We start from the raw sequence: 24,698 nt of genomic DNA on the forward strand, positions 1-24,698 counted from the left end.
TAAGAGGAGGCGTGCTTTGAGCGCAGCCAAGATTAAAGTGTTGTGCGTCGATGACTCGGCGTTGATCCGTGATTTGCTGACAGAAATCATCAACTCTCAGCCCGACATGGAAGTCGTCGCCGTTGCGCCTGACCCCATCGCTGCCCGGGATCTGATCAAGCAGCATAACCCTGACGTGCTGACGTTGGATGTCGAGATGCCGCGCATGGACGGTCTCGACTTTCTCGAACGGCTGATGCGTTTGCGTCCCATGCCGGTTCTGATGGTGTCATCGTTGACGCAAAGTGGCTCTGAAATCACGTTACGAGCACTGGAGCTGGGCGCGTTGGATTTTGTCGCCAAGCCGAGCCTGGGTATTCGCAGCGGCATGATGGAGTACGCCAACGAGATTGCCGATAAACTCCGCGCTGCCGCACGCTCTCGACCGCGCCAAGCGCGTCACAAAAACACGCCGCCTCCGAGTCAGCTCAAAGCCCCCATGATGACCAGTGAAAAGCTGATCATCATTGGCGCCTCCACCGGCGGCACCGAAGCCATTCGTGCGGTGCTGGAGCCGCTGCCTGCCAATGCGCCAGCGATTCTGATCACTCAGCACATGCCAGGCGGCTTTACACGCTCTTTTGCCGAGCGTCTGGATCGTTTGTGCCGTATTACCGTTAAAGAGGCCACGGACGGTGAGCGCGTGCTGCCAGGGCACGCCTATATCGCGCCCGGCGACCAGCACCTGGAGCTGGCCCGCAGCGGCGCTAACTACGTCGCACGGCTCAACGATGGGCCACCGGTCAACCGTCATCGCCCCTCCGTCGATGTGCTGTTTCACTCGGCGTCGAAGCACGCCGGTAAAAACGCCATTGGTGTGATTCTTACTGGGATGGGCAAGGACGGCGCGGCCGGTTTATTAGAGATGCGCCAGGCTGGCGCGCCCACCATCGCTCAGAACGAAGAGTCTTGCGTGGTCTTCGGCATGCCGCGTGAGGCGATTGCCGTTGGCGGAGCGGTCGAAGTGGTGGCGCTCGACGACATCCCGTCTCGACTGATGGCGCTAATCGCCGCTTCCGGTCGCGCGCAGCGGGTTTGACACCACGATATCGAACATCACCTGTATAGCTATTGACAAGGGAAACGACAACAATGAACCGCTTGCTGCGCAATCTCCGTATCCATACCGCCGTCGTCACGGCACTTGCCTGTTTGGTCACCCTTATTTTGGTGGTGGCCGGACTTGGTGTCATGGCCGATCGCAGTGCGCAGAGTAATCTTGCCACGCTCAATCAGATCGGCAACGAGCAGCTCAACGAGTTGAACCGCGCCGACTCGCTGCTCAATCAGGCCATGCTGGCGATGGAAACGGCGTCCAATCTATTGATGGTGGGTCGTACGCAGCAGTCCAATGAGCAGGTAGAGGTGGCAGCCAATCGGATCGAGCGGGCAGAGGCGCGCTTCAATAACTTTGCAGCGACGCCTCGTACGCCCCAAGGGCGAGCGCTAGGGGAGGCCGTGGAGGACAATTTCCACACGGTGCTCGCGCTCGTCAAGCAGCAGCACGAAAGCTTCGCGTTCATGGATATCAATACCTTCAATCAGTTGCGGGGGGAGTTAGCCCAGCCGCTGGAAGCACTGGCAGCGAGTATTACGGCGTTCGTAGAGTACGGCTTCGAGCGTGTGGCGACGACCCGTGCCGACGCGGAGGCCCAGGGGGATACCTTCACGTTGATCAATGCGCTCGCCGTCGGGATGGCGCTGTTGGTTTCCTTAGCGATCTATATGGGTTTGCGCCGTACGGTCATTGCACCGCTGAACGATGCCGTTCAGCGGCTGGACCGTATCGCTCAGGCAGATTTGACTCAGCCGTTGCCTGAAGCAGGCAAGAACGAAATTGGGCGCCTTTTCGCGGCCATGGCGACCATGCAGCAGAATCTCAGCACGACCGTGACGAGGGTACGTGAGGGCAGCCGAGAGATTCACCACGGTACGCGAGAAATCGCCAGCGGTAACGCCGATCTGTCGTCTCGCACCGAGCAGCAGGCCGCCTCGATCGAGCAAACGGCCGCCAGCATGGAGCAGATGACGGCCACGGTGAAACAGAATGCCGACAATGCTCGTCAGGCCAGCACGCTCGCAGCGGACGCCTCGACCACGGCAGAGCAGGGGGGCGAAGTGGTGCAGCAAGTGGTCGATACCATGCAGGGCATCTCGTCCAGCTCACAAAAGGTGGCCGATATTACCAGTGTGATCGATTCGATTGCTTTTCAGACCAATATCTTAGCGCTCAATGCGTCGGTCGAGGCGGCGCGTGCCGGTGAGCAGGGGCGCGGCTTTGCCGTCGTGGCAGGCGAAGTGCGCAACCTCGCTAGCCGCAGTGCCGATGCGGCAAAAGAGATTAAAACGCTGATCGAGGCGTCTGTTAGTCAAATCAACCAGGGCTCTTCTCTGGTAGAAAAGGCAGGACAAACGATGACCGATGTCGTCACGGCGGTGCGTCGTGTGACCGATATCATGGATGAGATCTCCGCCGCCTCTCAGGAGCAGAGTGACGGGATCGAGCAGGTGAGTCAGGCCGTTGGGCAGATGGATCAAGTGACACAGCAAAACGCGGCGCTAGTGCAACAAGCGTCTGCCGCTGCGGCGTCGCTGGAAGAGCAGGCGAATCGCTTGGAAGAAGCGGTGGCCATCTTTCAGGTGCTGAGCGACTCGTCCGCGCGTAGCGCCCTGCCGGCACAGCATGCCGCTACCCAACGTGCACCGCACAAGCTGGCTCAGAACACATCGGCGGCTGCGGCTCCTGTTGCACCGCCGCGGCATCAAACGACGACCCAGGCCCACGATGAGTGGGAAGAGTTTTAACCCTGACTGAATTCACAGTCACCCAATACATGATGTTAGTGAGAGGATGACCCATGGCCGATAAGAACATGAGCTTCTTGGTAGTAGACGACTTTCCCACCATGCGCCGGATCGTCCGCAGCCTGTTGAAAGAGCTCGGGTTTACCAATGTAGATGAAGCCGAAGACGGCCAGGATGCGTTGAACAAGCTGCGCGCTGGCAACTTCGAATTCGTCGTGTCGGATTGGAACATGCCGAATCTCGATGGTTTGGAGATGCTCAAAGAGATCCGTCAGGATGATGCGTTGAAAGATCTGCCGGTTCTAATGGTGACGGCAGAGGCCAAAAAAGAGAACATCATTGCCGCCGCACAAGCGGGTGCCAATGGTTACGTCGTCAAGCCGTTCACAGCCGCCACCCTAGAAGAGAAGCTGAATAAAATCTTCGAGAAAATGGGTAAATGACGCGGCGGAGCCAAGGTGCTCGGTTAACGAGGAGACAACACAATGAGCCAGAATGAGCAGGGTGGTTCTGCCCAACTGTCCGAAGAAGCCGCTGAAGACCTGATCTTTCGTATTGGTAAGCTCACCCGCATGCTGCGCGACAACATGCGCGAGCTTGGCTTGGACAAGGAGATCGAGAAGGCCGCCGAAGCGATTCCCGATGCCCGTGACCGACTGCACTATGTGGCAACGATGACCGAGCAGGCGGCGGACAAGGCGCTCAACGCCATCGATCGGGCGCAGCCGCTGCAAGACCAGCTCTCTGAGCGTGCCGAAGCTTTGGATAAACGCTGGGGTGAGTGGTTCGAAGCGCCCAAGGAACTGGATGACGCCAAGGCGCTAGTCAAAGAAACGCGGACCTACCTGAGCGATGTGCCGCAGATCACCGCAGCGACCAATAAAGAGCTGCTGGACATCATGATGGCTCAGGATTTCCAGGATCTCACGGGCCAAGTCATCAAAAAGATGATGGACGTGATTCGTGAGATCGAGCACCAGCTGGTTCAGGTACTGATCGACAACGTGCCGGGCGCAGAAGCGCGCGAAACGATGCAGCGCAAGGCGGAAGATCAGTGGAAAAACGAGAACGCGCGTCGCAATGAAGACCTTCTCAATGGGCCGCAGGTGAAAGCGAACGCCCCTGATATCGTCACCGGACAGGATCAGGTAGACGACTTATTGGACGAATTAGGCTTTTAATGCCGGGTTATTAGCATATTGTAAGCCTCTGCCTCTGGCAAAATAAAAACCCAGCTCAGCCGTCCTCAAGGGCGGCTGAGCTTATGGTGTGCCTTATTTTGGTCGACCGACCACTCGTCAGCCGGATGACAGCATGGCAGATAACGACAGCGATCAGGAAAAAACCGAAGAGGCCACGCCTCGACGCTTGGACAAAGCGCGGGAAGAGGGCCAGGTGCCTCGGTCCCGAGAGCTGACGACCTTCCTGATGCTGCTCGGGGGCGTGATAGGTCTATGGAGCATGGGGCAGATGCTCTATGACCAGCTTGGCATGGTGATGGAGCAGGCGTTCTTGTTCGAACGTCGCCAAGCCATGGAAACGACCTCGATGCTGGTCAACGCGCTGGACTTGGGGCAGCGAACGCTCATCGCGATGCTACCGCTCTTTCTGCTGCTCACGGTCATTGCGCTGGTAGCGCCCGCACTGTTGGGCGGCTGGCTCATTTCCTCCAAATCTCTCCAGCCCAAGTTCTCGAAGCTGAACCCGATCAAAGGGATCAAACGACTTTTTTCCACCCAAGCACTGGCCGAATTGGCAAAGGCTATCGCCAAGTCGGTACTGGTGGGAAGTGTGGCGTTCAGCTTTTTATATTTTAATATGGGGCGGTTTTTGGGACTGATGGATCAGCCCATTCAGCAGGCGCTGGTGAGCGCACTGAACATGGCCGCTCTGGCGGCTGGTCTCATCGTGTTGTCGCTGATCGTAGTGATTTTGATCGATGTGCCGTTCCAGCTATGGAACAACGCCAAGCAACTGCGTATGACCAAAGAAGAGGTCAAACAGGAGCACAAAGACTCCGAAGGCGACCCCCATGTCAAAGGGCGTATTCGCCAGCAGCAGCAAGCCATGGCGCGAGGTCGCATGATGAGTAAAGTCCCCGACGCCGATGTCATCATCACCAACCCAACGCATTACGCGGTGGCACTGGTATACCAGGAGGGGCGTATGGGGGCCCCTCGGCTGGTGGCCAAAGGCGCGGACGCCGTGGCCGCACGTATCCGTGAAATAGGTGAAGAGTCTGGCGTTCCGAGATTGGAAGCAGCGCCATTGGCGCGTGCCCTGTATCATCATGTCGACTTAGAGGCCGAAGTGCCTGCCGAACTGTATACCGCCGTGGCCGAGGTCATGGCCTGGGCCTATCGCCTGAAGCACGTTGCACAGCAAGGAGGCGAGGTGCCCCCCACTCCCGATAATTTACCGGTTCCCCCGGAAATGGACAGTCCCGGCCGTCGTGCCGGTGGCAATGAGGCGCAAACATGAAAGGCTTAAGCCAGTTGATCAATCAGCGACCCTGGATGAACGACGTGAGCATGAAGCTGCTTGCGGGCCCGCTGCTGATTTTAATGATTCTGGGCATGATGATTCTGCCCCTCCCGCCGTTCGCGCTGGATCTGCTGTTCACGTTCAACATTGCGTTGTCCATCATGGTGTTGCTGGTCAGCATGTTTGCCGAAAAGCCGCTGGACTTCGCCGCTTTTCCGGCCGTCCTGCTGTTCACGACGCTGCTTCGCCTCTCGCTCAACGTGGCCTCCACCCGCGTGGTATTGATGGAAGGCCACGAAGGCGGTGATGCGGCGGGCAAGGTCATTGAGGCGTTCGGCACCTTCCTCGTCGGCGGTAATTTTGCAGTGGGGCTAGTCGTCTTCCTCATCTTGGTCATCATCAACTTCATGGTCATCACCAAAGGTGCGGGGCGTATCGCCGAAGTGGGCGCTCGCTTCGTGCTCGACGCCATGCCTGGCAAGCAGATGGCCATCGACGCCGACTTGAATGCTGGGTTAATTGGCGAAGATGAAGCGAAAAAGCGTCGCGCCGAGGTAGCCCAGGAAGCCGACTTCTACGGCTCCATGGACGGTGCCAGTAAATTCGTTCGTGGTGACGCGGTGGCGGGTCTGGTCATTATGGTGGTCAACATTATTGGTGGCCTGCTGATTGGCATGATGCAGCACGATCTGGGCTTTGCCGATGCCGCGCGTACCTATACGCTGCTGACGATTGGCGATGGCTTGGTGGCTCAGATCCCGGCCCTGGTCATCTCGACGGCTGCAGGCGTCACCGTGTCTCGGGTAAATACCGAGCAGGACGTTGGTCAGCAGATGATCAGCCAGCTGTTCGTCAATCCTCAGGTCATGATTCTAGCGGCGATGGTCATGGGGTTGCTCGGCCTGGTGCCCGGCATGCCCAATTTCGTATTCTTGGTCTTCACCGCGCTGCTGGGCGGCTTGGCGTGGTATCTGATGCGTCGCAAAGAGCAGACCTTGGTCAAAGAGGAGATCGCCACGGCGCCACCGCCTCTTCAAGAGACGCCAGAAGCCAGTTGGGAAGACGTACAGCTGGTGGACACGCTGGGTCTGGAAGTGGGCCACCGTTTGATCCCGCTGGTAGATTCGCGGCAAAAAGGGGAGTTGCTGGGGCGCATTAAAAGCGTCCGAAAGAAATTCGCCCAGGAGGTGGGCTTTTTGCCCCCGGTGGTACACATTCGCGATAACTTAGAACTGCCGCCCAATACCTACGTGCTTTCCATGAAAGGCGCCGAAATCGGCCGTGCCGACGCGCAGCCCGGCAAATGGCTGGCCATCGACCCCGGCCAAGTGTCCGGTGAGCTACAAGGCACGCCAACGCAAGACCCAGCCTTTGGACTGCCTGCGGTATGGATCGATGGCAACCAGCGTGAGCACGCTCAGGTCTACGGCTATACGGTCGTGGATGCCAGCACGGTGATCGCCACCCATCTGAACCATCTGCTGCACCGTCACTCTCCCGAGATGCTGGGGCGGCAAGAAGTGCAAAAGCTGCTGGACAAACTGGGCGAAGACCAAAAATCGCTGGTCGAAGAGGTGGTGCCCAAAGCGATCTCTCTGACCGTGTTGCAGCGAATTTTGCAGAACCTGCTGGATGAAGACGTCTCGATTCGCGATATGCGCACGGTGTTGGACACCTTGGCCGAGTATGCGGGACAACAGAAAGACCCCAATGAGCTGACCGCTCTGGTGCGTATCGCGCTGGGTCGCGCGATTACACAACAGTGGTTTGCTGGCCAGGAGACCCTGCACGTCATGGGACTGGACGCGCAGCTCGAACAAGTATTGATGCAGGCCATGAACGGTAACGGGGCCATGGAGCCGGGGCTGGCGGATACGTTGATGCATCAGGCACAGCAGGCGCTCGAGAAGCACGAAGGCAGTGGTGAAGCGCCCGTGCTGGTCGTTCAACACTCGTTGCGCGCGGTGCTATCGCGCTTCCTACGCCGCCGGATGCGCCACTTGGTGGTGATGTCCCAGGCAGAAATTCCCGACGACCGCACCCTGCGCGTGACCACCCTGGTCGGTGGCCGCTAAATTGGTAACAGGTGAACCATGAGCGTGAGACGTTTTGTCGGAGCCAATAGTCGCGATGTCATGCGCCAAGTGCGCGAAATACTGGGTGACGATGCCTTGATCGTTGCTAATCGCCGCACCGAAGGCGGCGTTGAAATTCTGGCCATGGCCGACGACGCGGTCGACCAGTTCGATCCGTCACCCGCAGAGCCTTCAGAAGTATCGCGAGACGCCCCGGCGCCCGCTGCGGCTTTCTCACTGCCGACACAGCCAGATCCGCTGGAGGCAATGAGCGAGCGCCTGCTCCGAGAAATGCAGGACATGCGCGAGCTGCTCTCTCGCCGTCAGCCGATGGTGGAGTCGCCGCGCGGCACTCAAACGACGTATGAATATCTGCTAGCCATGCTGGTGCGGGTGGGCTTTAGCGCCGAACTCAGCCATGAGGTGCTCGAAGCGCTGCCCGAGGAGTTATTGACCCAGGAAGGCGGCCATGACGCTGCCAGCGCTTGGCTGCGCGAACAGCTCATAGCGCGGCTGAAGGTGCTGGCGCACGAAGATCGCTTTTTCGATCAAACCGGCATCGTGGCGCTGGTAGGGCCTACTGGGGTCGGTAAAACCACGACCACGGCCAAACTGGCGGCGCGTTTCGTCATGCGCCATGGCACTCGTCCGGTGGCGCTCGTGACCACTGATAGCTTCCGCATCGGTGCCCACGAGCAGCTACGCATCTACGCCCGACTGTTGGATACGCCGATGTACGCGCTCGACGCAGAACAGCCTATCGACGAGCTGGTCGGCCGACTGCAAGGCAAGCAATGGGTCATCATCGATACCGTTGGGATGAGCCAACGAGATCAGCGCGTGATCGAGCAGATTGCGCACTTGCAGGGCGGACAGTCGACAGTACGACTGGTGCTATTGCTCAATGCGGCCAGCCAGCCAGAGACCCTGGAAGAGGTGGTGTTGCGCTACCGTCAGGCAGCGCGGGCCGCAGGGGCCGAGCTCGACGACTGCATCATCACCAAGCAGGACGAGGCCGGGCGACTGGCGCCCGTTCTGGATATCGTAATGCGCCACGGCATGCGCGTACTGTTTGGATCACACGGCCAGCAGGTGCCGGAAGACATGGCCGTGGCCACGCCCTCTGGCCTGATCGACCAAGCGCTCTCGGCCAGTTCGAGTACTTCGATGGATCAATGCGGCCCGGCCAGCGCGCCGAGCCTGCCGCGCTGGTCGCGAGATGTGCTAGGCCAGGGGCGCCGGCTGACGTCGGTACTGACTCGGCTGCGCCAACGGGTCGCCGATTTTCACCGTTTGGAGGCCGCCTGGGACATCGCTGCGCTGCCCAGCGTGGTGCAGGATCAGCGTTTAGACACGCTGCTGGCTGGCGCGGAAGCGACCCACGATGCCATGGGCGTCGTGTGGTCGCCCAGGCGCAACGAGCGCAACTGTGACTGGTCGATGCCGGACGTGGCGCTCGACGATCAAGGGGCATGGTTGGCACTGACGCGTTTGCAGCATCGCCAACCTGCTGGGTGGCAACCACGATTGGCGGGCTGCGCGGCAGACATCGCCGTTCATCTGCTGCCTACCCTGCCGGAGTCCGACGCGCTGGCATGGCTTAACGACCAGCGCTTGACCTGGGTCAGCGCCGTCAACGCCAGTCAGCGTGTACACTGCCAGGGCGAGCGTCCTACCCTGCGCACGCTGTTTCAAGAGAGTACGCTCACCCATCGTGTTGCCATTCGTTTTCGTGGTCAACGCATGCAGCTATCGACAGCCTACGTGGAGGCCCACGATGCCACCGGCAACGCGGTGCTGGCTTGGGTGGGCGACGTGTGCGATCCAGAAAGCAGCAAGCGTGTCGTGCGCCGCTACTGGCTAACTCCCGCGCGTCTAGGCAGCGACGTTGTATCGCTGCTGTTCATTCAGTTACAGAGTGATGGGCTATCCGCGTTGACCAAGCGTGCCTGGCAGCAGCTAAAAGAGGCGGATGGCGGCGAGGTGAGCAGCGAGCTACGCCTGCTCATGGCCAGCGGCGCCGCCGCTGTAGCCAGTCACTTGGATCTGGCCGATGACGACGCGGTGCAAGCGTTGCGAGCCGACCTGTTGCGCCTGCTGGGCAGTCAGCGTAAACGCCGCGATACGGCGCTACTCGACGCCTTGGTGCACGTGTTGATGGCACGCGATGCCATTCGCCAGCTCGGTAGCGTCAGTCGCGAGGACCTGATATGAGCGGCCAGGATCAAGCGGCGGGCCTGCGCAAATGGGCCGATCTACAGCGTCAGCAGCGAGCCGCACAGGACGAACCACAAGATACCCATGCGTCCGCCGCTCCTGCCTCGCCGGTCAGTACTGAAGAGGCGGCGGTGCATACCCAAGACGCTCTGGCGCCCACTGTCGCTGCCGCCACTGAACCGGCGACGGTGACGCCACCGCGCCCTCAAAAGCCGCTGGTGGTGATAGGGCTACCGCATACTGGCGCCGCACAAGTCGATAAAGTGCGTGGACGTTTGGGGCAGTGGTCGGCGTTGGGGCGTCAGTGGGCGGGCGACCCGCAGGATTGGCAGATTCAGGTCGTCATGGCCGATACGCCGTCGCTGGCCATGCTGGCGAAGGAGCATGCACGATGGGCGCTATGGGTCACTAGCGATGCCGATGGCTTTGCCAGCATGTACCGTGTGCTTCGAAAAGTGCGAGAGCATGGCGGTCCGCGACGCCTGCTGGCACTCCATGAACCGCACCTGCCGCGTCAGGGGCTGCTGGAGAACTTGCGTGACGCCGCCGCTTACTATTTGGATATCGAGCTTTTGTTGCTTGCACGTTGAGACAGATGATCGGCTTGCTGTCGTTAGCGACCTACGCCGAATAGAGGGCCCGCGTATGAGGCTATTTGCCCGACAGACGTTGATAAAAGCCGTAAAGTTGTTAACAGTGAAAAGGGTGAGCCCCCGCGCAGCGATGCTGGCAACCATCATGTGGGTCGTTAGCGCCGAGGCGGCAACGGGTAGCTGGAGCCGAGACGTGCCTGGCGTGTTGGTCGCCATGAGCGACCGCACCAGTCAGAGCCAGGCCATTTCGCCACCAGCAGGCATCCCGCTGGGAGGAGCGACGCTAACGCGCGTGCAGTGGCGGTTCGACACCCCACCGAGTCACCCCGTCAACGCTTGGTTGTGTCACCCTGAGCGCTGCGTGGCACTGTCGGGCATGCGCGGCAGTACCACTGCGCTGGAAGGCATGTTGGCAAATGCGCCGCTGCACTTTCGGTTTGCACTGTCGCCGGGCCAGCGGCCAGTGAGGGTGCAGGGGCTACAGGTGATAGTGAATTATCGGTAAAGGCCGTTCAGCCGCGAGGCACGAGGATGTATACAGCACAAGGCAGGATCAAACAAAGTGAGCTGTTGACCCAATACATGCCACTGGTGCGACGTCAGGCCTTAACGCTGCAGGTAAGATTGCCCGCAAGTATTGAGCTAGATGATCTGATCCAGGCAGGCATGGTGGGGCTATTAGAGGCGCTGGGACGCTTCGATGCTGCCCAGGGTGCCACGTTCGCGACGTTCGCCAGCCAGCGGATTCGCGGTGCCATGATGGACGAGCTGCGCACTCGCGACTGGCTGCCGCGCAGCGTACGTCGTTCGGCGCGGGCAGTGGACGATGCGGTACGCCGCTTGGAGCAGCAATTGGGCCGCCCCCCTGAAGAGGGTGAAATTGCCCGCGAGCTGGAGATGCCCCTGAGCGAGTACCAGCAGCTGTTGAATGACACCAACAGTGGTCAACTGCTGCCGTTCGAAGAGCTGGTCGCCGATGGCGGTGAGCCGGCGGGTGACGATGCCCAGCATCGGCCGTTTGACCAATTGCTTGATGAGCAGCAGCGACACACCTTGATCGAGGCCATCGAGGCATTACCCGAGCGTGAAAAGCTGCTGATGGCGCTCTATTACCAAGAAGAGATGAACCTTAAAGAGGTCGGCGCGGTGCTGGGCGTCACCGAATCGCGGGTCTCCCAGCTACACAGTCAGGCGGTGAGCCGTCTGCGCGCGCGTTTACGCGATCACGATGAATCCTAATACCCACTCACCCTACTCGGCGAGGAGCCGTTGATGAACCCATCTACGTTGATCGGTATCTTTGCCAGCATGTTGCTGCTGGTAAGCGTGCTGTTCTTTACTGCAGAGTCGCCCGAAAGTTTTATCAATGTGCCGGGACTGGCCATCGTCATCACCGGTACGCTGGCGGCGACCTTCATCAGCTATCCGTTGAAAGAAGTGCTGCGAGTGGTGCGTTTGGTGGGCTTGGTGTTCCGCCGTGAGAATACCTATGTGCGGGACGACATCAACGAGCTGGTGTCCATGTCGCGGCTCTGGTTCAAAGGTGACGTGCGGGCCGTCGAACGGGAGCTCGAGCACACCCGCAACCCGTTTCTACGAACCGGTATTCAACTTGTGATCGCCAATACCAAAGAGGATGAGATTTTCGACATGCTGCGCTGGCGTATCGCCCGCTTGAAAGCCCGCGAACACGCCGAAGCGCAAATTTTTCGCACCATGGCGACCTACGCGCCCGCTTTCGGCATGATCGGCACGTTAGTGGGGCTGGTCAACATGCTCGAAGTCATGGATGCCGGAGACCTTCAGGTCATCGGCCCCCGCATGGCGGTAGCACTGCTGACCACCTTCTACGGTATCTTGCTGGCCAACCTCGTGTTCAAGCCCATCGCCGTCAAGCTGGAGCGGCGCACCGAGGAGCGGTTGATTACCATGAACATGGTGCTCGAAGGGATTTCATTGATCACCAAGCGCCGCTTGCCATCGTTCATTGAAGAGACGCTCAACTCCTTCGTAGCGAACTACCATGATGAGATCCGGGACGCCAACGTCAAACCCCGCCCCGACGTTGGCTCCGCATTGAAAGGGTAGCGCCATGCTTGACCGCGACTCACGGCATGCCCTGGAGCTGCCCGCTGCAGTGGGTGAGAGTGACGAGAGCTGGCTAACCAGCTACTTGGACGTACTCACACTGCTCATCACGCTGTTCGTTCTGCTGCTAGCCTTGGCGCCGCCGAGCGGCGGCGAAGGGCAGAGCCGCGAGGCCCTGAGCGTCGCCAGCGCCGTGACCTCACTGCCGCTCGCTAGCTTGGCCACGGGTATTCAGCCACGCCATGAAGGGTTGCAACCTCATATGGCGGGACTCGACATTCCTGGTGTAAGCGTCTCGCAAGGTCAAGAGGGCGTGACGCTGCGCATCGACGACAGCCTTTTGTTTCCCAGCGGCAACGATGTGCTAACGCCCCAAGGGCAAGATGTGTTAGAACGACTCTCTTCCGTGCTGGCGACTTTCGATGGGCAAATCTCCGTTGAAGGTCATACCGATAACGTGCCTATCTCGACGCCGAGGTTTCCATCGAACTGGGAGCTCTCAGTAGGCCGTGCCATTGCGGTCGTGCGCCAATTAGAGCGGCAAGGCATTGCCATTTCACGTATGCGGGCGGTCGGTTATGCCGACACCCAACCCATGGAAAGTAACGCTACCTCGGAAGGGCGAGCAGCCAACCGGCGCGTTGAACTGCTGCTAAGGCAGCAGGTCGAGGGGTAAAGCACTATCTCGAGGCTATCTGCGTGTCGAAGCATCACTCGCTACTACAATCGTTTGGCGCCGTCATGGTGCTCGACGGTGAGAGTCGGCGCATTCAGGCGGTCAGTCGCAACCTAAACAAACTGCTGGGATTGGCAGACACCGAGCTCCGTGCGATTTCCCCCGCCACCGTGCTGGGCAAGCGGTTGAGCCAACGATTGCGCCAAGAGCTGCATGGACGCCAGCGGTTAGCGAGCCCGCTAGCCTTCCGTCGGCTACATGACACCACGCGCCTGCAGGTTCACGCTTATCGCACGCATCGCCACGTGGTGGTCGAAATCGAGCCCCTCAGCCCGCTGGGCAAACGACGCCTGCTGGGGACCGTCAACGAGCGCTTGATGCGTCTAGCCGAAGCGACCCATCAAGAAGAACTGCTGGATTATTTAGTGACCGCCGTGCAACAGCTCACCGGTCATGATCGCGTCTCGGTCTGTCATTTCGACAGCGATTGGCACGGGCTGATCGTCGCCGAAGCGCAAGGCGGGCACCTGCCTGCGCTGCTGGGCCAACGCTTTCCTGCCAGTGACTTTCCGATCACGCTGCGCCGCACCTACGAGCGCCATCCGATCCGTTTGATTCATGACGCCAGCGCCCATGCAGAACCGCCGCTGCCGTGTACGCCAGAGGGCGAGAGCGTCGATTTGCGCCACTGCTTTTTACGTGCCCCCGCGCCGGAGCGTCAGCGCTACTTGCAACGGTTGGGCGTACGCGGTGCGATGAGCCTGGCCATGCAGGGTGACACCGGGCTGTGGGGCTTGCTGTTCTGCCACTCGGCAGCGCCTCATCCGGTGTCGCCGCCAGTCCGCGATGCCGTTCGCACCCTCGTCCAGATGGCGACCCAGCGGCTTTTGCTACTCAGGGCTCGACAAGAGGCCCGCTATCTTCAGCGCGTACAAGATAGTTTGGTGCTCTCGACGAATGCCCGTGTCGAGCCGCAAAGCCCCGTCGAGTTGTTGTCAGCCCAAGCGGAGACATGGTGCTCGCTGTTTCGCGCCCACGGTGTTGCACTGTGGCTGAAAGGCAGCGTTTACGCGGACGGTCATACGCCCGACGCCGCAGTCGTCGCTCAGTTCGTCAAACGGCTCGACAAAGCGCATCGACACAGCGGGCCTTGGTGTACCCGTGGCGTGGCCAGCGAGCCCTTGACCGAATCCCTGAACATGCCAGACCAATGTGGCATTCTGGCCGTGCCGCTGCCCATGAGCGTGGCTCAGCGCGGCTGGCTGATCTTCTTTCGCCCCGAGCAGGTAGAAACGCTTTACTGGGCGATGCAACCGACCTCGGCACCGCTACCCCCGGTGATGGTGGCGCCGTCGGCGGCCTGGTGCGAAGAGGTAGTGGGCAAAAGCGAGGCGTGGCAGCGCGTCGAGCGCCTGGCGGTGATGGACCTGGGAGAAGACCTGACGCTGGCGATCTCCGCTTACGAGATCAGCACGCTGAACATGCATTTAGAGCGTGAGCGTAAGGCGCTTGCCGCTGCTAATCAGCGCTTGGAGCAGCTCGCCCACTTCGATCCGCTCACCCAGGTGTGGAACCGCTACCGTATCGAACAGGCCATCGATGCCGAACTGGTCGCGGCCAAACGGTACGGCGCTGCCTTTGCGCTGCTGCTATTCGATGTGGATCACTTCAAGCAGATCAACGATACCCACGGACACAGCGTGGGCGACGACGTGCTGGTGTCGCTGGCGCGCCTGGTGGAAACCTCGCTACGTGGCTGTGACCACCTGGGCCGCTGGGGCGGCGAAGAGTTCGTGGTGCTCGCCACGCACTCGGACATGGACGCCGCGGTCGGCTTGGCTGAGCGGCTGCGTAGCCTGGTGGCGACACTGCACGTCAGCGGTCTGGATCAGCCCATCACGGTGAGCATCGGTGTCGCCATTTGGCAGCCCGGCGATAGCTGTAAAACGTTGATGGCCCGGGCCGACGCTGCCATGTATCGAGCCAAGCGTAGCGGCCGTAACCGCGTAGAACTCGCCGAAGAGCGCGTGACTTAAGGCGTGCGGGCCGTCTCGGCGGCCGCACTGCACAACGCTTGCATGCGCGAGATGGCCGCATCTGCACCCGCCAGGCTAAAGGTCATGTACCAAGGCTCCCGCTCGTTCTGATCGAAGCCAAGAAAGAGCTGTTCCCCCGACTGCATTTCCTCGATCAGCGTCTCCATATCTTGCAAATAGAAATGGGCATAAAAGCCGTCATCGCCGCGCTCGGTAATGAACTCCGCCATGGTGTCGATGATCGGCTGGTCGTCGATGCGTAGCCGCGTCGGCACGAGGTTCACCGCACGGCTTTCGCCTTGCTGTTGCGCCAGCGTCACTCGCATCTCGAGCCAAGGCAGGTCGCAGACACCCTGGGTCGTGTTCACGCTGAGCGTAGCGTCTGAGTAGCTGTGGGTCTCCACGGCGCGGAAGTGGCGTTCGTCGCCAAGGCTAAGGGCCATCGACTGCCAGTGCCCGTGGGGTTCGGTAGAACTCACGTTGAACGTGGCCGCCAGCGCCGGGTTCGCCAGCAGGAGCGTGGACAACGCGTAGGAAGAGAGTGCGCGAGTGGGGCTCATAGATCGTATCGTCATCGAAAACCCTAAGCCTATAGCGTGTTGAGAATAATCAAAAGGGTAAGGTGCTGTTTTTTCTATATCTAGTGGGTTTGTCTCAAAAAAGCAGCCGATATAGTAGAAAGTCGGGGCTATACTCTCTGGCGATGCCTTGTATCATCGGGCCGTTTTAGCCGCTATTGATCCCTCGTGAAGGAGTTTCGTGACATGAACACCGCAACCAAGGCGATGAAGACATCCAGTGAGGTCCCTCTGCAGGCCCCCTCAAGAGAGATCTGGGATGCCAAATATCGGTTGAAAGATCGCCATGGCCAGCCGGTAGATCAGGATGTCTCGGCGACGTTCGAACGCGTGGCGCGCGCGCTAGCGGCCGTCGAGGGCGAGCACGCTGACGAGTGGCTGCCCAAGTTCCGTTGGGCGTTGGAGAACGGCGCGATTCCCGCCGGCCGTATTCTCTCCAATGCCGGTGCCGACGCCTACAAACCCGCCGTCAGTCTGATCAATTGCACCGTCTCGCGTACCATCCATGACTCCATGCGCGATATTCTCGATTCCGTGGTCGATGCTGGGATGACCTTGAAATCGGGCGCGGGCATTGGCTACGACTTTTCGACGCTGCGACACAAAGGCGCTTTCGTGTTTGGCGCAGGCGCGGGCACCAATGGCCCGCTGGCCTTCATGGATATCTATGACAAGATGTGTTTCACCGTGGCATCCGCCGGGGGACGTCGCGGTGCCCAGATGGGGACCTTCGATGTCGGTCACCCCGACGTGCGGGACTTCATCCAGGCCAAGCGTGAAGCCGGGCGGCTGCGCCAGTTTAACCTTAGCCTGCTGATCACCGACGAGTTCATGGAAGCAGTGAAGCACAACGCCGACTGGCCGCTGGCTTTTCCGCTGCACCCAGGTGAAAAAGAGGACGTTAGTGCTGACGACATCATTTACCGCGACTGGCCGGTGATCGAAGAGGGCTACACGGTGGATGATCAGGGGCGCGTGGCCTGCCGCATTGTCGAAGTGATCAAGGCCCGCGAGCTGTGGGACACGATCATGGCCTCCACCTACGACTACGCCGAGCCAGGCTTCATCTTGATCGATCAGGTCAACCGTATGAACAACAACTGGTTCTGTGAAGATATTCGCGCGACCAACCCCTGTGGTGAACAACCGCTCCCACCAGAAGGGGCCTGTCTACTGGGATCGGTCAACTTGACCAAGTTCGTGATCGAACCGTTTAGCGCCGAGCCGCGCTTCGACTGGGAGCGCTATCGTAACGTCGTGGCGATCTTTACCCGAATGCTCGATAACGTAGTGGAAATCGCCGGACTGCCGCTTCCCCAACAGCAGCGCGAAATCGAAGCCAAGCGCCGCCACGGCATGGGCTTTTTAGGGCTCGGTTCGACACTGACCATGTTGAAGATACCCTACGGTTCTCAGGCATCGCTGACGTTCACTGAGGAAGTGAGTCGTCACCTCGCGTTGGAAGGGTGGAAGCAAGCGCTGGAACTCTCTAAAGAGAAGGGCATGGCGCCGGTGCTCGAAGAGGAGCACACCATCACGCCAAAAATGATGCGCGAGCGCCCACAGCTGGCCAGCGACGGTTACGAGGTCGGTGACAAAGTGCCGGGCCGCATTCTGCATGCCCGCTATAGCCAATACATGGCCAAAGTGGCCGAGCTGGAGCCGGACTTGGTGGCGCAGCTCGCCGAGCACGGCGCGCGGTTCACTCATCACAGCTCGATTGCCCCGACGGGCACCATTTCGCTCTCCATGGGCAACAACGCCTCGAATGGTATCGAGCCGTCGTTCTCACATCGCTATTTCCGCAACATCATTCAGTCCGGCAAAAAGACCAAGGAGCAGGTGGAAGTGGTCTCCTTCGAGCTGGCCGCCTATCGCCACTTCATCGCTGCCGATGCGGTAGAAAGCGATCTGCCGGATTACTTCATCACCGCCGACTCGGTGTCGCCCGAACAGCACGTCGCCGTGCAGGCCGCCGCGCAGCAGTGGGTAGATTCTGCCATTTCTAAAACGGTCAACGTGCCGACCGAGTTCCCGTTCGAGCAGTTCCAAGACCTCTATTTGCAGGCGTATGAGAGCCGTTTGAAAGGCTGCACGACCTTCCGCTTCAATCCAGAAGCGTTTCAAGGGGTGCTGGTGCGGGAAGACGATCTCAAGAACACCACCTACGTCTTCGAACTAGAGAGTGGCGAAACGCTGGAACTGACGGGCGATGAAAAAGTGCTCTATGACGGTGAGGAGCACAACGCGGCCAACCTGTTCGATGCCTTGAAAGAGGGCACTTACGGTAAGTGGTAACCAGCGCACGCGTAGGCTTGAGCAACGGTCAAACATTGGGAGAGAGCGTTATGGCGGTCGAAATCACGTCGAAAATTGTCGGTTACCGAATCAAACAGCCGGAACGGCCTACCCCCGAGCCCGTGTTGGCCGAGGAGGACCCGCTGACGGTCCGTATCCCCTCGCGTCCGGAGGGGACGCTGGAGGCGGTGTCGGAGAAGATCTCCTACGTGGGGGCCGAAGGGCGTAAGAAGGTCTATTTGCTGGTGTCGTTCATGCCGGTGGAGGGGGTGGTCGGTGGTCAGCGCGTGGTGATCGAGCGCCCGGTGGAGTTTTTCTTTCCGTCGGGCCAGCTCTCCAGCGAGCATCAGTGGATCACTGCCACGATGCGTAGCCTGTCGCTAGCGGCGCGGGGCGGCTATGTCACGCAGGCCGTGGCGGATCTTCGCAAGGTGGCCTGGGATAAGGGGTTGGTGCGCTGTGGCATGAATCGCTGGAATAAGCCCATGTTTCACGATTCTGAAGTGGCGGCGATTGCTTGGTCGATTCAGCAGATTCTCTATCGGCGTGGCTTTCTGGATCAGGACGGCCACCAAGTGCCGGTCGAGACGCTGGTTGCCCGCTACGCCCACCGAATGCAGCATGGCCATGCTTGGCAGCCCGAGGAGCGTCCAACTGTCGATGAGGCCTCAGGCGCGCCTGTATCCGCTAGCGGCGCGCCGGCCACCGTGGGCACCTGCCCCGAGTGCCGAGGGGACTTGATCATGATGGATGGCTGTCCTACCTGCTACGCCGGATGCGGCTGGTCCAAGTGTGGCTGACGCGCCCCTTTGCTAAGTGCTGCGCGCTGGGCCAGCGGGCGGCACACGTCGCATCAGCCGTCATCGGAGGATCAACCGTCGAGCAGGGGGCGGACGTTATCGGTCAGGTAGCAGTCATCGAACTCTCCTTCCGTGGCCAGCGCATCCAGGTCGGGAATCGACACGTGGTGGCGGTCGCGGAAGACCAAACCATCCTCGCTGAGCGCGCTGAACGTGCGGCTGACATGCACCGGGCTCAGCCCCAGAATATCGGCCAGCTGCTCTTGGGAGAGCGGGAGACGGAACTGCCCACTAATATCGTCATTGGTTTGGCGTAGGCGCAGGTACATTTCATGGAGGAAGTGGGCCATCTTTTGGCGCGCGCTGCGCCGTGCGAGGTTCACCAACCGTTCGGTGAGCAGCGCCTGCTGACGGCTGCCGATGGCGAACATCACCGAGGTGAGCGGCAGCGACTCACGAAAGAGATCGAGCATCCGTTTATGGGGGAAATGGCAGACCACTCCGTCCGTAATCATGCGCACGTTCTCGAGACGCTGAGAAAACGCAAACTCCCGCAGGCCGATGATGTCCCCAGGGAGGAAAACTTCGAGAATCTGCCGATCACCATTTTCTAGGTGACGGTAAGAGTAAGCCCAGCCGCTGCGCAGCGTGCAAAACTCGTTGGCAGGGGCGCCCATCTCCCATAGTAGCGAACCAGCCTTGATGTCGTCAGGGCTCTCTTCGAGTGAATTGAGCAACTGCTTTTCGTCGTCTGTCAGCGTACAGTAGTGGCTAAAGTGGCGAATAATGCAGCTCTTATCCTGTTCCACGCGTGCTTCTCCTCGTGCAAACCACCTTTGTTAAACGGCGTCGTTACTTACTATAAGCAGTCGTCACGCGGCATGCTCGCTCTTTTGCGTCTCCCGGCGCGTTTGCGCCGGGACGGCCGCTTAAGAGGTGGTTGACGCGCGGTGACCCCGCTCGAGAAGCGGGGCCAAAAAGCGCCCTGTATGCGAGACGTGCTGCTTGGCAAGCTGCTCCGGGGTGCCTTCGGCAATGATTTGTCCGCCACCCGAGCCGCCTTCCGGGCCCAGGTCGATTAGCCAGTCAGCGGTCTTGATCACATCCAGATTGTGCTCGATCACCACGATGGTATTGCCGTGATCGCGCAGGCGATGCAAGACCGTGAGCAGTTGGCGAATATCCTCGAAATGCAGTCCCGTGGTGGGCTCATCCAGAATATAGAGCGTTTTCCCGGTGTCGCGCTTGGCGAGTTCGCGGGCGAGCTTCACTCGCTGGGCTTCACCGCCAGAGAGGGTGGTCGCGCTCTGGCCCAAGCGAATGTACGAAAGCCCAACGTCCATCAGCGTTTGTAGGCGGCGGGCGATGGCAGGCACTGGGCTGAAAAATGCCAGGGCGTCCTCCACGGTCATCTCCAGCACTTCGTGGATGGTTTTACCCTTGTAATGAATATCCAGCGTTTCGCGATTATAGCGCTTCCCTTTGCACACGTCGCAAGGCACGTAGATATCCGGCAGAAAGTGCATCTCGACCTTGATCATGCCTTCGCCCTGGCACGCCTCGCAGCGCCCACCTTTGACGTTGAAGCTGAAGCGGCCCGGTTTGTAGCCCCGTGAACGTGCCTCTTGGGTGCCCGCAAACAGCTCACGAATGGGCGTGAAAATGCCGGTGTAGGTGGCCGGATTAGAGCGCGGCGTGCGACCAATCGGACTCTGGTCGATATCGATCACTTTATCGAGCTGATCGAGGCCCTCGACCTTCTCATATGGCGCGGGAGTGAGCGTGGTGGCACGGTTGAGCTCGCGGGCCGCAATCGGCATCAGGGTGCCGTTGATCAGCGTCGACTTGCCCGAACCGGATACTCCGGTGACGGCAATGAAGAGCCCGAGCGGCAGGCTGAGGGTGACGTTTTGCAGATTATTGCCAGTCGCGCCGTGTACCACTAGCTGCTTATCGGGATTGCCGGGAATGCGATAGGGCGGCACGGCAATTTCGCGGGTGCCAGAGAGATATTGACCGGTCAGTGAGTGAGGGTTGTCCATCACCTGCTGAGGCGTGCCTTGGGCGACGATTTCACCGCCGTGCACCCCGGCACCGGGGCCAATGTCCAGCACATGGTCCGCCGCGCGAATGGCGTCCTCGTCGTGTTCGACCACGATCACGGTGTTGCCCAGGTCGCGCAGCCGCTCCAGGGTTTTCAACAGGCGATCGTTATCCCGCTGGTGCAGGCCGATGGAGGGCTCGTCCAGGATGTACATGACGCCTACCAGCCCCGCGCCGATCTGGCTGGCCAGACGAATGCGCTGGGCTTCGCCGCCCGAGAGGGTGTCGGCGCTGCGCTCCAGGTTCAGGTAGTCCAGGCCCACGTTGACCAAGAACTCCAGGCGCGCGTGGATCTCGTTGACGATCTTGGCGGCGATCTCGCCTTTACGACCGGGTAAGTCGAGCTCGGCAAAGTAGTTCCACGCCTCGCCAATCGGCAGGTGGACGATATCGGCAATGTTGTGTTCGTCCACGTAGACATGACGCGACTCTTTGCGTAGCCGCGAGCCGCCGCAGGTCGTACACGGCTGGACGGCGATATACTTGGCGAGATCGTCGCGCACCATGTTGGACTCGGTTTCGCGATAGCGGCGCTGCATATTGGGCAAGACACCCTCGAACGCATGTTCCCGAGTGACTTTGCGGCCGCGATCCCCCACGTACACGAACGGAATTTGCTCATTACCGCTGCCGTTGAGAATGATGTCGCGCTCGTGTCGCGCTAAGTCCTGCCAGGGCGTTTCCAGCTCGAAGCGGTAGTGCTTGGCCAGTGCTTGTAACTGGGTGAAGTAATAAATGTTGCGCCGATCCCACCCTTTAATGACGCCTTCCGCCAGAGAGAGCTCCGGGTGGCTGATGAGCTTGTCGGGGTCGAAGTATTGTTGAACGCCCAAGCCATCGCAGGTCGGGCAGGCCCCCGCCGGGTTGTTGAAAGAGAACATGCGCGGCTCGAGTTCGGAGAGCGAGTAGCCACACACCGGACAGGCAAAGCGCGATGAAAAGGCGAGATCCTCCTGCTCGCCATCCATGAAGTGAATCATCGCCGTGCCGTCGGCCAGGTTCAGCGCCGTCTCGAACGACTCTGCCAGCCGCTGGGCAATGTCGTCGCGTACTTTGAAGCGGTCGACCACCACGCTGATATCGTGTTTTTTACGCTTATCCAACGGTGCGATGTCGTCGAGTTCGAGCACTTGACCGTCGATCTGCACCCGCACGAACCCCTGGGCACGCAGCTCGCTGAGCAATTGTAAATGCTCGCCTTTGCGACCCTTCACCACTGGGGCCAGCAGCATTAGCTTGGTGCCTTCGGCGAGATTCATGACTTGGTCGACCATTTGCGAGATGGTCTGGGCTTCTAGGTCTTCCCCGTGCTCGGGGCAGCGCGGTGTGCCGGCGCGGGCAAACAGCAGGCGCAGGTAGTCGTAAATTTCGGTGATCGTACCGACCGTCGAGCGAGGGTTATGCGAGGTGGACTTCTGCTCGATGGAAATGGCCGGAGAGAGTCCCTCGATGTGATCCACATCGGGTTTTTCCATCATCGACAGGAACTGTCGCGCGTAGGTGGAAAGCGACTCCACGTAGCGACGCTGCCCCTCCGCGTAGAGCGTATCGAACGCCAGCGATGACTTGCCGGAGCCGGAGAGCCCGGTAATGACAATCAGTTTGTCACGGGGCAGCTCCACATCGATCTGCTTGAGGTTGTGGGTGCGGGCACCCCTGACCAGAATGCTGTCCATCAACACCTCGAATCGCGTGGCAAAAGCGTAATTATACGTTTGCTGTACCCTTCCCGGCAAAACTGTCTCTGCTGTCGCCACCGCGCTGGCGTTTCCAGCGTGGTGACAAAGCGCTAGAATGGTCGGTTATCTCAGGCCGTTCTGGCCCATCCACCATACACAAGGGCACTATGCGCAAGGTTTCCGCACTGCTGCTGGCCGCTGAACGCCGTGCAATCAGCGGCTTGGCTGGCCTTTACGCGTCTCGTATGCTGGGACTCTTCATGGTTCTGCCGGTACTCGCGCTCTATGCTGATACGTTGGCAGGTGCAACGCCGCTGCTCGTGGGGGTCGCGTTAGGCATCTATGGCCTTACCCAGGCGTCGCTGCAAATTCCGTTTGGCCTGCTCTCTGATCGTATCGGGCGCAAGCGAGTGATTGCCATGGGGCTTGTGATTTTCGCCGTCGGTAGTGTGATCGCTGCAATGGCGGATACGATTGTCGGCGTGATCGCCGGGCGCGCGCTGCAGGGCGGTGGCGCCGTGGCGGCGGCCATCATGGCGCTACTGGCCGATCAAACCCGCGAGCAGGTTCGCACTGCCGCCATGGCCACCATCGGTCTTTCGATCGGCGTGTCGTTTGCCATTGCCATGGTGCTTGGTCCCTGGCTGGCCGCCTGGGCCGGTCTCTCCGGCGTGTTTTGGTTTACCGCCCTGTTGACGCTGGTGGGACTGGTGGTGCTATGGCGCTGGGTGCCGCCCGCTCCGCGCCGGTTGCGCCACCGCGACGTTGGGCTGGATCGCAAACAGTTCAAGAGCGTGATGACTCGACCCGATTTGTGGCGACTGGATCTATCGATTTTTGCGCTGCATTTGGTACTGATGGCCATTTTCGTCGCCATTCCGTTTCGCTTGCTCAATGCAGGCGTAGCAGCGGAGTACCATGGGCTTGCCTATCTCGGCATCATGGCACTGTCATTCGTCGCCATGGTGCCGCTGGTCATCGTCGCGGAAAAACGTCAGCGGATGAAGCTGATGTGCCTGCTGGCCATTGGGGCCATTGCCTTGAGCCTGGCGAGCCTGGGGATGCCGCTCTCGCAAGGACGTTGGCTGTTCGTTTGGTTGTTCGTGTTTTTCACCGGATTTAATTTGCTGGAGGCGACGCTGCCCTCCATGCTCAGTAAGCTGGCCCCAGCGGGTGCCAAGGGGACGGCCATGGGGGTGTACTCCACCAGCCAGTTTTTAGGCGCCTTTTTAGGCGGCACGCTGGGCGGCTTGTTAGCCAACGTTTGGGGGTTGAACGCCGTCTTCATAGGCTGTGCCTTGTTGGCGCTAGGGTGGTGGACGGCCATGTGGCGTATGCCGTCGCCGCCGCCGCTCTCGAGTGAAGTGATGGCGCTGCACGAAACGCAGCCCGATGCGATGAACCTGTTGATGGAGCATCTTGCCGACGTGGTCGGCGTAGAAGATGTGATGGTCGTGCCAGAAGAGCGTTTGGTCTACTTGAAGGTCAATCGCGACGCATTGGACCAGGCGGCGTTGTCGAGACTGATGTCGCCGCCACGAACCTAATGACTCACCGCTGGCTTAGCTGTGACCAGCTGTCAGTGACCGCTAATGTACACGATGAATGATGAGGAGCGACCTTATGGCGCGCGGGATTAATAAAGTTATTTTGATTGGCAACTTAGGCCAGGATCCGGAAGTCCGTTTCACTCCCTCCGGTACCGCGGTGGCGAACCTGAACCTGGCCACCTCTGATACCTGGATGGATCGTCAAAGCGGCCAGCGTCAGGAGCGCACCGAATGGCATCGCGTGGTGCTGTTCAACAAAACGGCCGAAATTGCCCAGCAGTACCTGAAAAAGGGCTCGAAAGTCTATATCGAAGGCCGCCTGCAAACGCGCAAATGGCAGGATCAAAATGGCCAGGACCGCTACAGTACGGAGATCGTCGCCAACGACATGCAGATGCTCGATGGCCGCAGCGGTGACTACCAGGGCGGCGGTGCGCCGCAAGGTGGCTATGCCCAGCAGGCACCTGCTCAGCAGGCCCCGCCGCAGCAGAACTATGGCCAAAACTATGGTCAGCAGCAGCCACCCCAACAAGGCGGTTACCCCAATCAAGGCGCTCCGCAGCGCTCTGCGCCGCCCCAGCAGCCTGCGCCTAACCAGCAGAACAACAGCTACGGTGCGCCTGATCCGGGCAATTTCGACGACTTCGACGACGAAATTCCGTTCTAACGCTGGCAGG

The 24,698-nt window shown here is 60.0% G+C and carries 20 protein-coding genes; 17 read left to right on the plus strand and 3 right to left on the minus strand.

Features of this window, described 5'->3' with window-relative positions; all coding sequences use genetic code 11:
• Positions 1-16: 16 nt before the first annotated feature.
• The 13 genes from GYM47_RS00620 (at position 17) to GYM47_RS00680 (ending at position 15,013) form a co-directional block, all read left to right on the plus strand.
• On the plus strand, positions 17-1,078 hold the full coding sequence (locus tag GYM47_RS00620; protein ID WP_139527814.1) for a protein-glutamate methylesterase/protein-glutamine glutaminase: 1,062 nt from the start codon (positions 17-19) through the stop codon (positions 1,076-1,078).
• Positions 1,079-1,131: 53 nt separating this feature from the next.
• On the plus strand, positions 1,132-2,844 hold the full coding sequence (locus GYM47_RS00625) for a methyl-accepting chemotaxis protein (protein WP_153843264.1): 1,713 nt from the start codon (positions 1,132-1,134) through the stop codon (positions 2,842-2,844).
• 53 nt (positions 2,845-2,897) lie between these two features.
• Entirely contained in the window at positions 2,898-3,287 is a 390-nt protein-coding gene (cheY, locus tag GYM47_RS00630; RefSeq protein ID WP_139527816.1) for a chemotaxis response regulator CheY, read from the plus strand.
• 42 nt (positions 3,288-3,329) lie between these two features.
• Complete coding sequence (cheZ, locus tag GYM47_RS00635; RefSeq protein WP_139527817.1) at positions 3,330-4,025, plus strand: protein phosphatase CheZ; 696 nt, start codon at positions 3,330-3,332, stop codon at positions 4,023-4,025.
• Between the two features lie 133 nt (positions 4,026-4,158).
• Entirely contained in the window at positions 4,159-5,325 is a 1,167-nt protein-coding gene (gene flhB, locus GYM47_RS00640) for a flagellar biosynthesis protein FlhB (RefSeq protein ID WP_139527818.1), read from the plus strand.
• Positions 5,322-7,403 (plus strand): flagellar biosynthesis protein FlhA, encoded by a 2,082-nt coding sequence (gene flhA, locus GYM47_RS00645; protein WP_139527819.1) that lies wholly within the window; start codon positions 5,322-5,324, stop codon positions 7,401-7,403. Before flhB ends, flhA begins: the two co-directional genes overlap by 4 nt.
• 18 nt (positions 7,404-7,421) lie before the next feature.
• On the plus strand, positions 7,422-9,617 hold the full coding sequence (gene flhF / locus GYM47_RS00650) for a flagellar biosynthesis GTPase FlhF (protein WP_153843263.1): 2,196 nt from the start codon (positions 7,422-7,424) through the stop codon (positions 9,615-9,617).
• The gene (locus GYM47_RS00655; RefSeq protein WP_139527821.1) at positions 9,614-10,210 is read left to right on the plus strand and encodes a hypothetical protein; all 597 of its coding nucleotides are present in this window, start codon (positions 9,614-9,616) and stop codon (positions 10,208-10,210) included. Before flhF ends, GYM47_RS00655 begins: the two co-directional genes overlap by 4 nt.
• Before the next feature lie 115 nt (positions 10,211-10,325).
• Positions 10,326-10,718 (plus strand): flagellar protein FlhE, encoded by a 393-nt coding sequence (locus tag GYM47_RS00660; protein ID WP_231125605.1) that lies wholly within the window; start codon positions 10,326-10,328, stop codon positions 10,716-10,718.
• A gap of 26 nt (positions 10,719-10,744) precedes the next feature.
• Positions 10,745-11,452, plus strand: coding sequence for an RNA polymerase sigma factor FliA (locus tag GYM47_RS00665; RefSeq protein ID WP_139527823.1), 708 nt, complete (start codon positions 10,745-10,747; stop codon positions 11,450-11,452).
• 33 nt (positions 11,453-11,485) lie between these two features.
• A complete protein-coding gene (locus tag GYM47_RS00670) occupies positions 11,486-12,301 on the plus strand; it encodes a motility protein A (RefSeq protein WP_139527824.1) in 816 nt (271 codons plus the stop codon).
• A 4-nt stretch (positions 12,302-12,305) separates the two neighbouring features.
• Positions 12,306-12,977: an OmpA/MotB family protein gene (locus GYM47_RS00675; protein ID WP_153843262.1), complete on the plus strand. Its 672-nt coding sequence runs from the start codon at positions 12,306-12,308 to the stop codon at positions 12,975-12,977.
• Between the two features lie 23 nt (positions 12,978-13,000).
• Positions 13,001-15,013 carry a sensor domain-containing diguanylate cyclase gene (locus GYM47_RS00680; RefSeq protein ID WP_153843261.1) on the plus strand — a complete coding sequence of 671 codons (2,013 nt, stop codon included), beginning with the start codon at positions 13,001-13,003 and terminating at the stop codon, positions 15,011-15,013.
• Here GYM47_RS00680 and GYM47_RS00685 read toward each other — a convergent pair.
• On the minus strand, positions 15,010-15,573 hold the full coding sequence (locus tag GYM47_RS00685; RefSeq protein ID WP_168444417.1) for a hypothetical protein: 564 nt from the start codon (positions 15,571-15,573) through the stop codon (positions 15,010-15,012). The two genes, GYM47_RS00680 and GYM47_RS00685, sit on opposite strands and share 4 nt — an antisense overlap.
• Positions 15,574-15,777: 204 nt before the next feature.
• Here GYM47_RS00685 and GYM47_RS00690 point away from each other — a divergent pair, with 204 nt between their 5' ends.
• Entirely contained in the window at positions 15,778-17,889 is a 2,112-nt protein-coding gene (locus GYM47_RS00690; RefSeq protein WP_153843260.1) for an adenosylcobalamin-dependent ribonucleoside-diphosphate reductase, read from the plus strand.
• A 50-nt stretch (positions 17,890-17,939) separates the two neighbouring features.
• Positions 17,940-18,689, plus strand: a complete 750-nt coding sequence (locus GYM47_RS00695; RefSeq protein WP_139527829.1) for a ribonucleoside-diphosphate reductase — start codon at positions 17,940-17,942, stop codon at positions 18,687-18,689.
• A gap of 71 nt (positions 18,690-18,760) precedes the next feature.
• Here GYM47_RS00695 and GYM47_RS00700 read toward each other — a convergent pair whose 3' ends face one another.
• Both GYM47_RS00700 and uvrA read right to left on the minus strand, forming a co-directional pair.
• The gene (locus GYM47_RS00700; RefSeq protein WP_153843259.1) at positions 18,761-19,498 is read right to left on the minus strand and encodes a Crp/Fnr family transcriptional regulator; all 738 of its coding nucleotides are present in this window, start codon (positions 19,496-19,498) and stop codon (positions 18,761-18,763) included.
• A gap of 120 nt (positions 19,499-19,618) precedes the next feature.
• Positions 19,619-22,468 (minus strand): excinuclease ABC subunit UvrA, encoded by a 2,850-nt coding sequence (gene uvrA, locus GYM47_RS00705; protein WP_153843258.1) that lies wholly within the window; start codon positions 22,466-22,468, stop codon positions 19,619-19,621.
• A 170-nt stretch (positions 22,469-22,638) separates the two neighbouring features.
• On the opposite strand from uvrA, the gene GYM47_RS00710 reads away from it, so the two are divergent.
• Positions 22,639-24,018, plus strand: a complete 1,380-nt coding sequence (locus GYM47_RS00710; protein WP_153843257.1) for an MFS transporter — start codon at positions 22,639-22,641, stop codon at positions 24,016-24,018.
• A 76-nt stretch (positions 24,019-24,094) separates the two neighbouring features.
• Complete coding sequence (gene ssb, locus GYM47_RS00715) at positions 24,095-24,688, plus strand: single-stranded DNA-binding protein (RefSeq protein WP_139527833.1); 594 nt, start codon at positions 24,095-24,097, stop codon at positions 24,686-24,688.
• Positions 24,689-24,698: the final 10 nt, after the last annotated feature.

The organism is Vreelandella piezotolerans (assembly GCF_012427705.1).
GTDB classification, from domain to species: domain Bacteria; phylum Pseudomonadota; class Gammaproteobacteria; order Pseudomonadales; family Halomonadaceae; genus Vreelandella; species Vreelandella piezotolerans.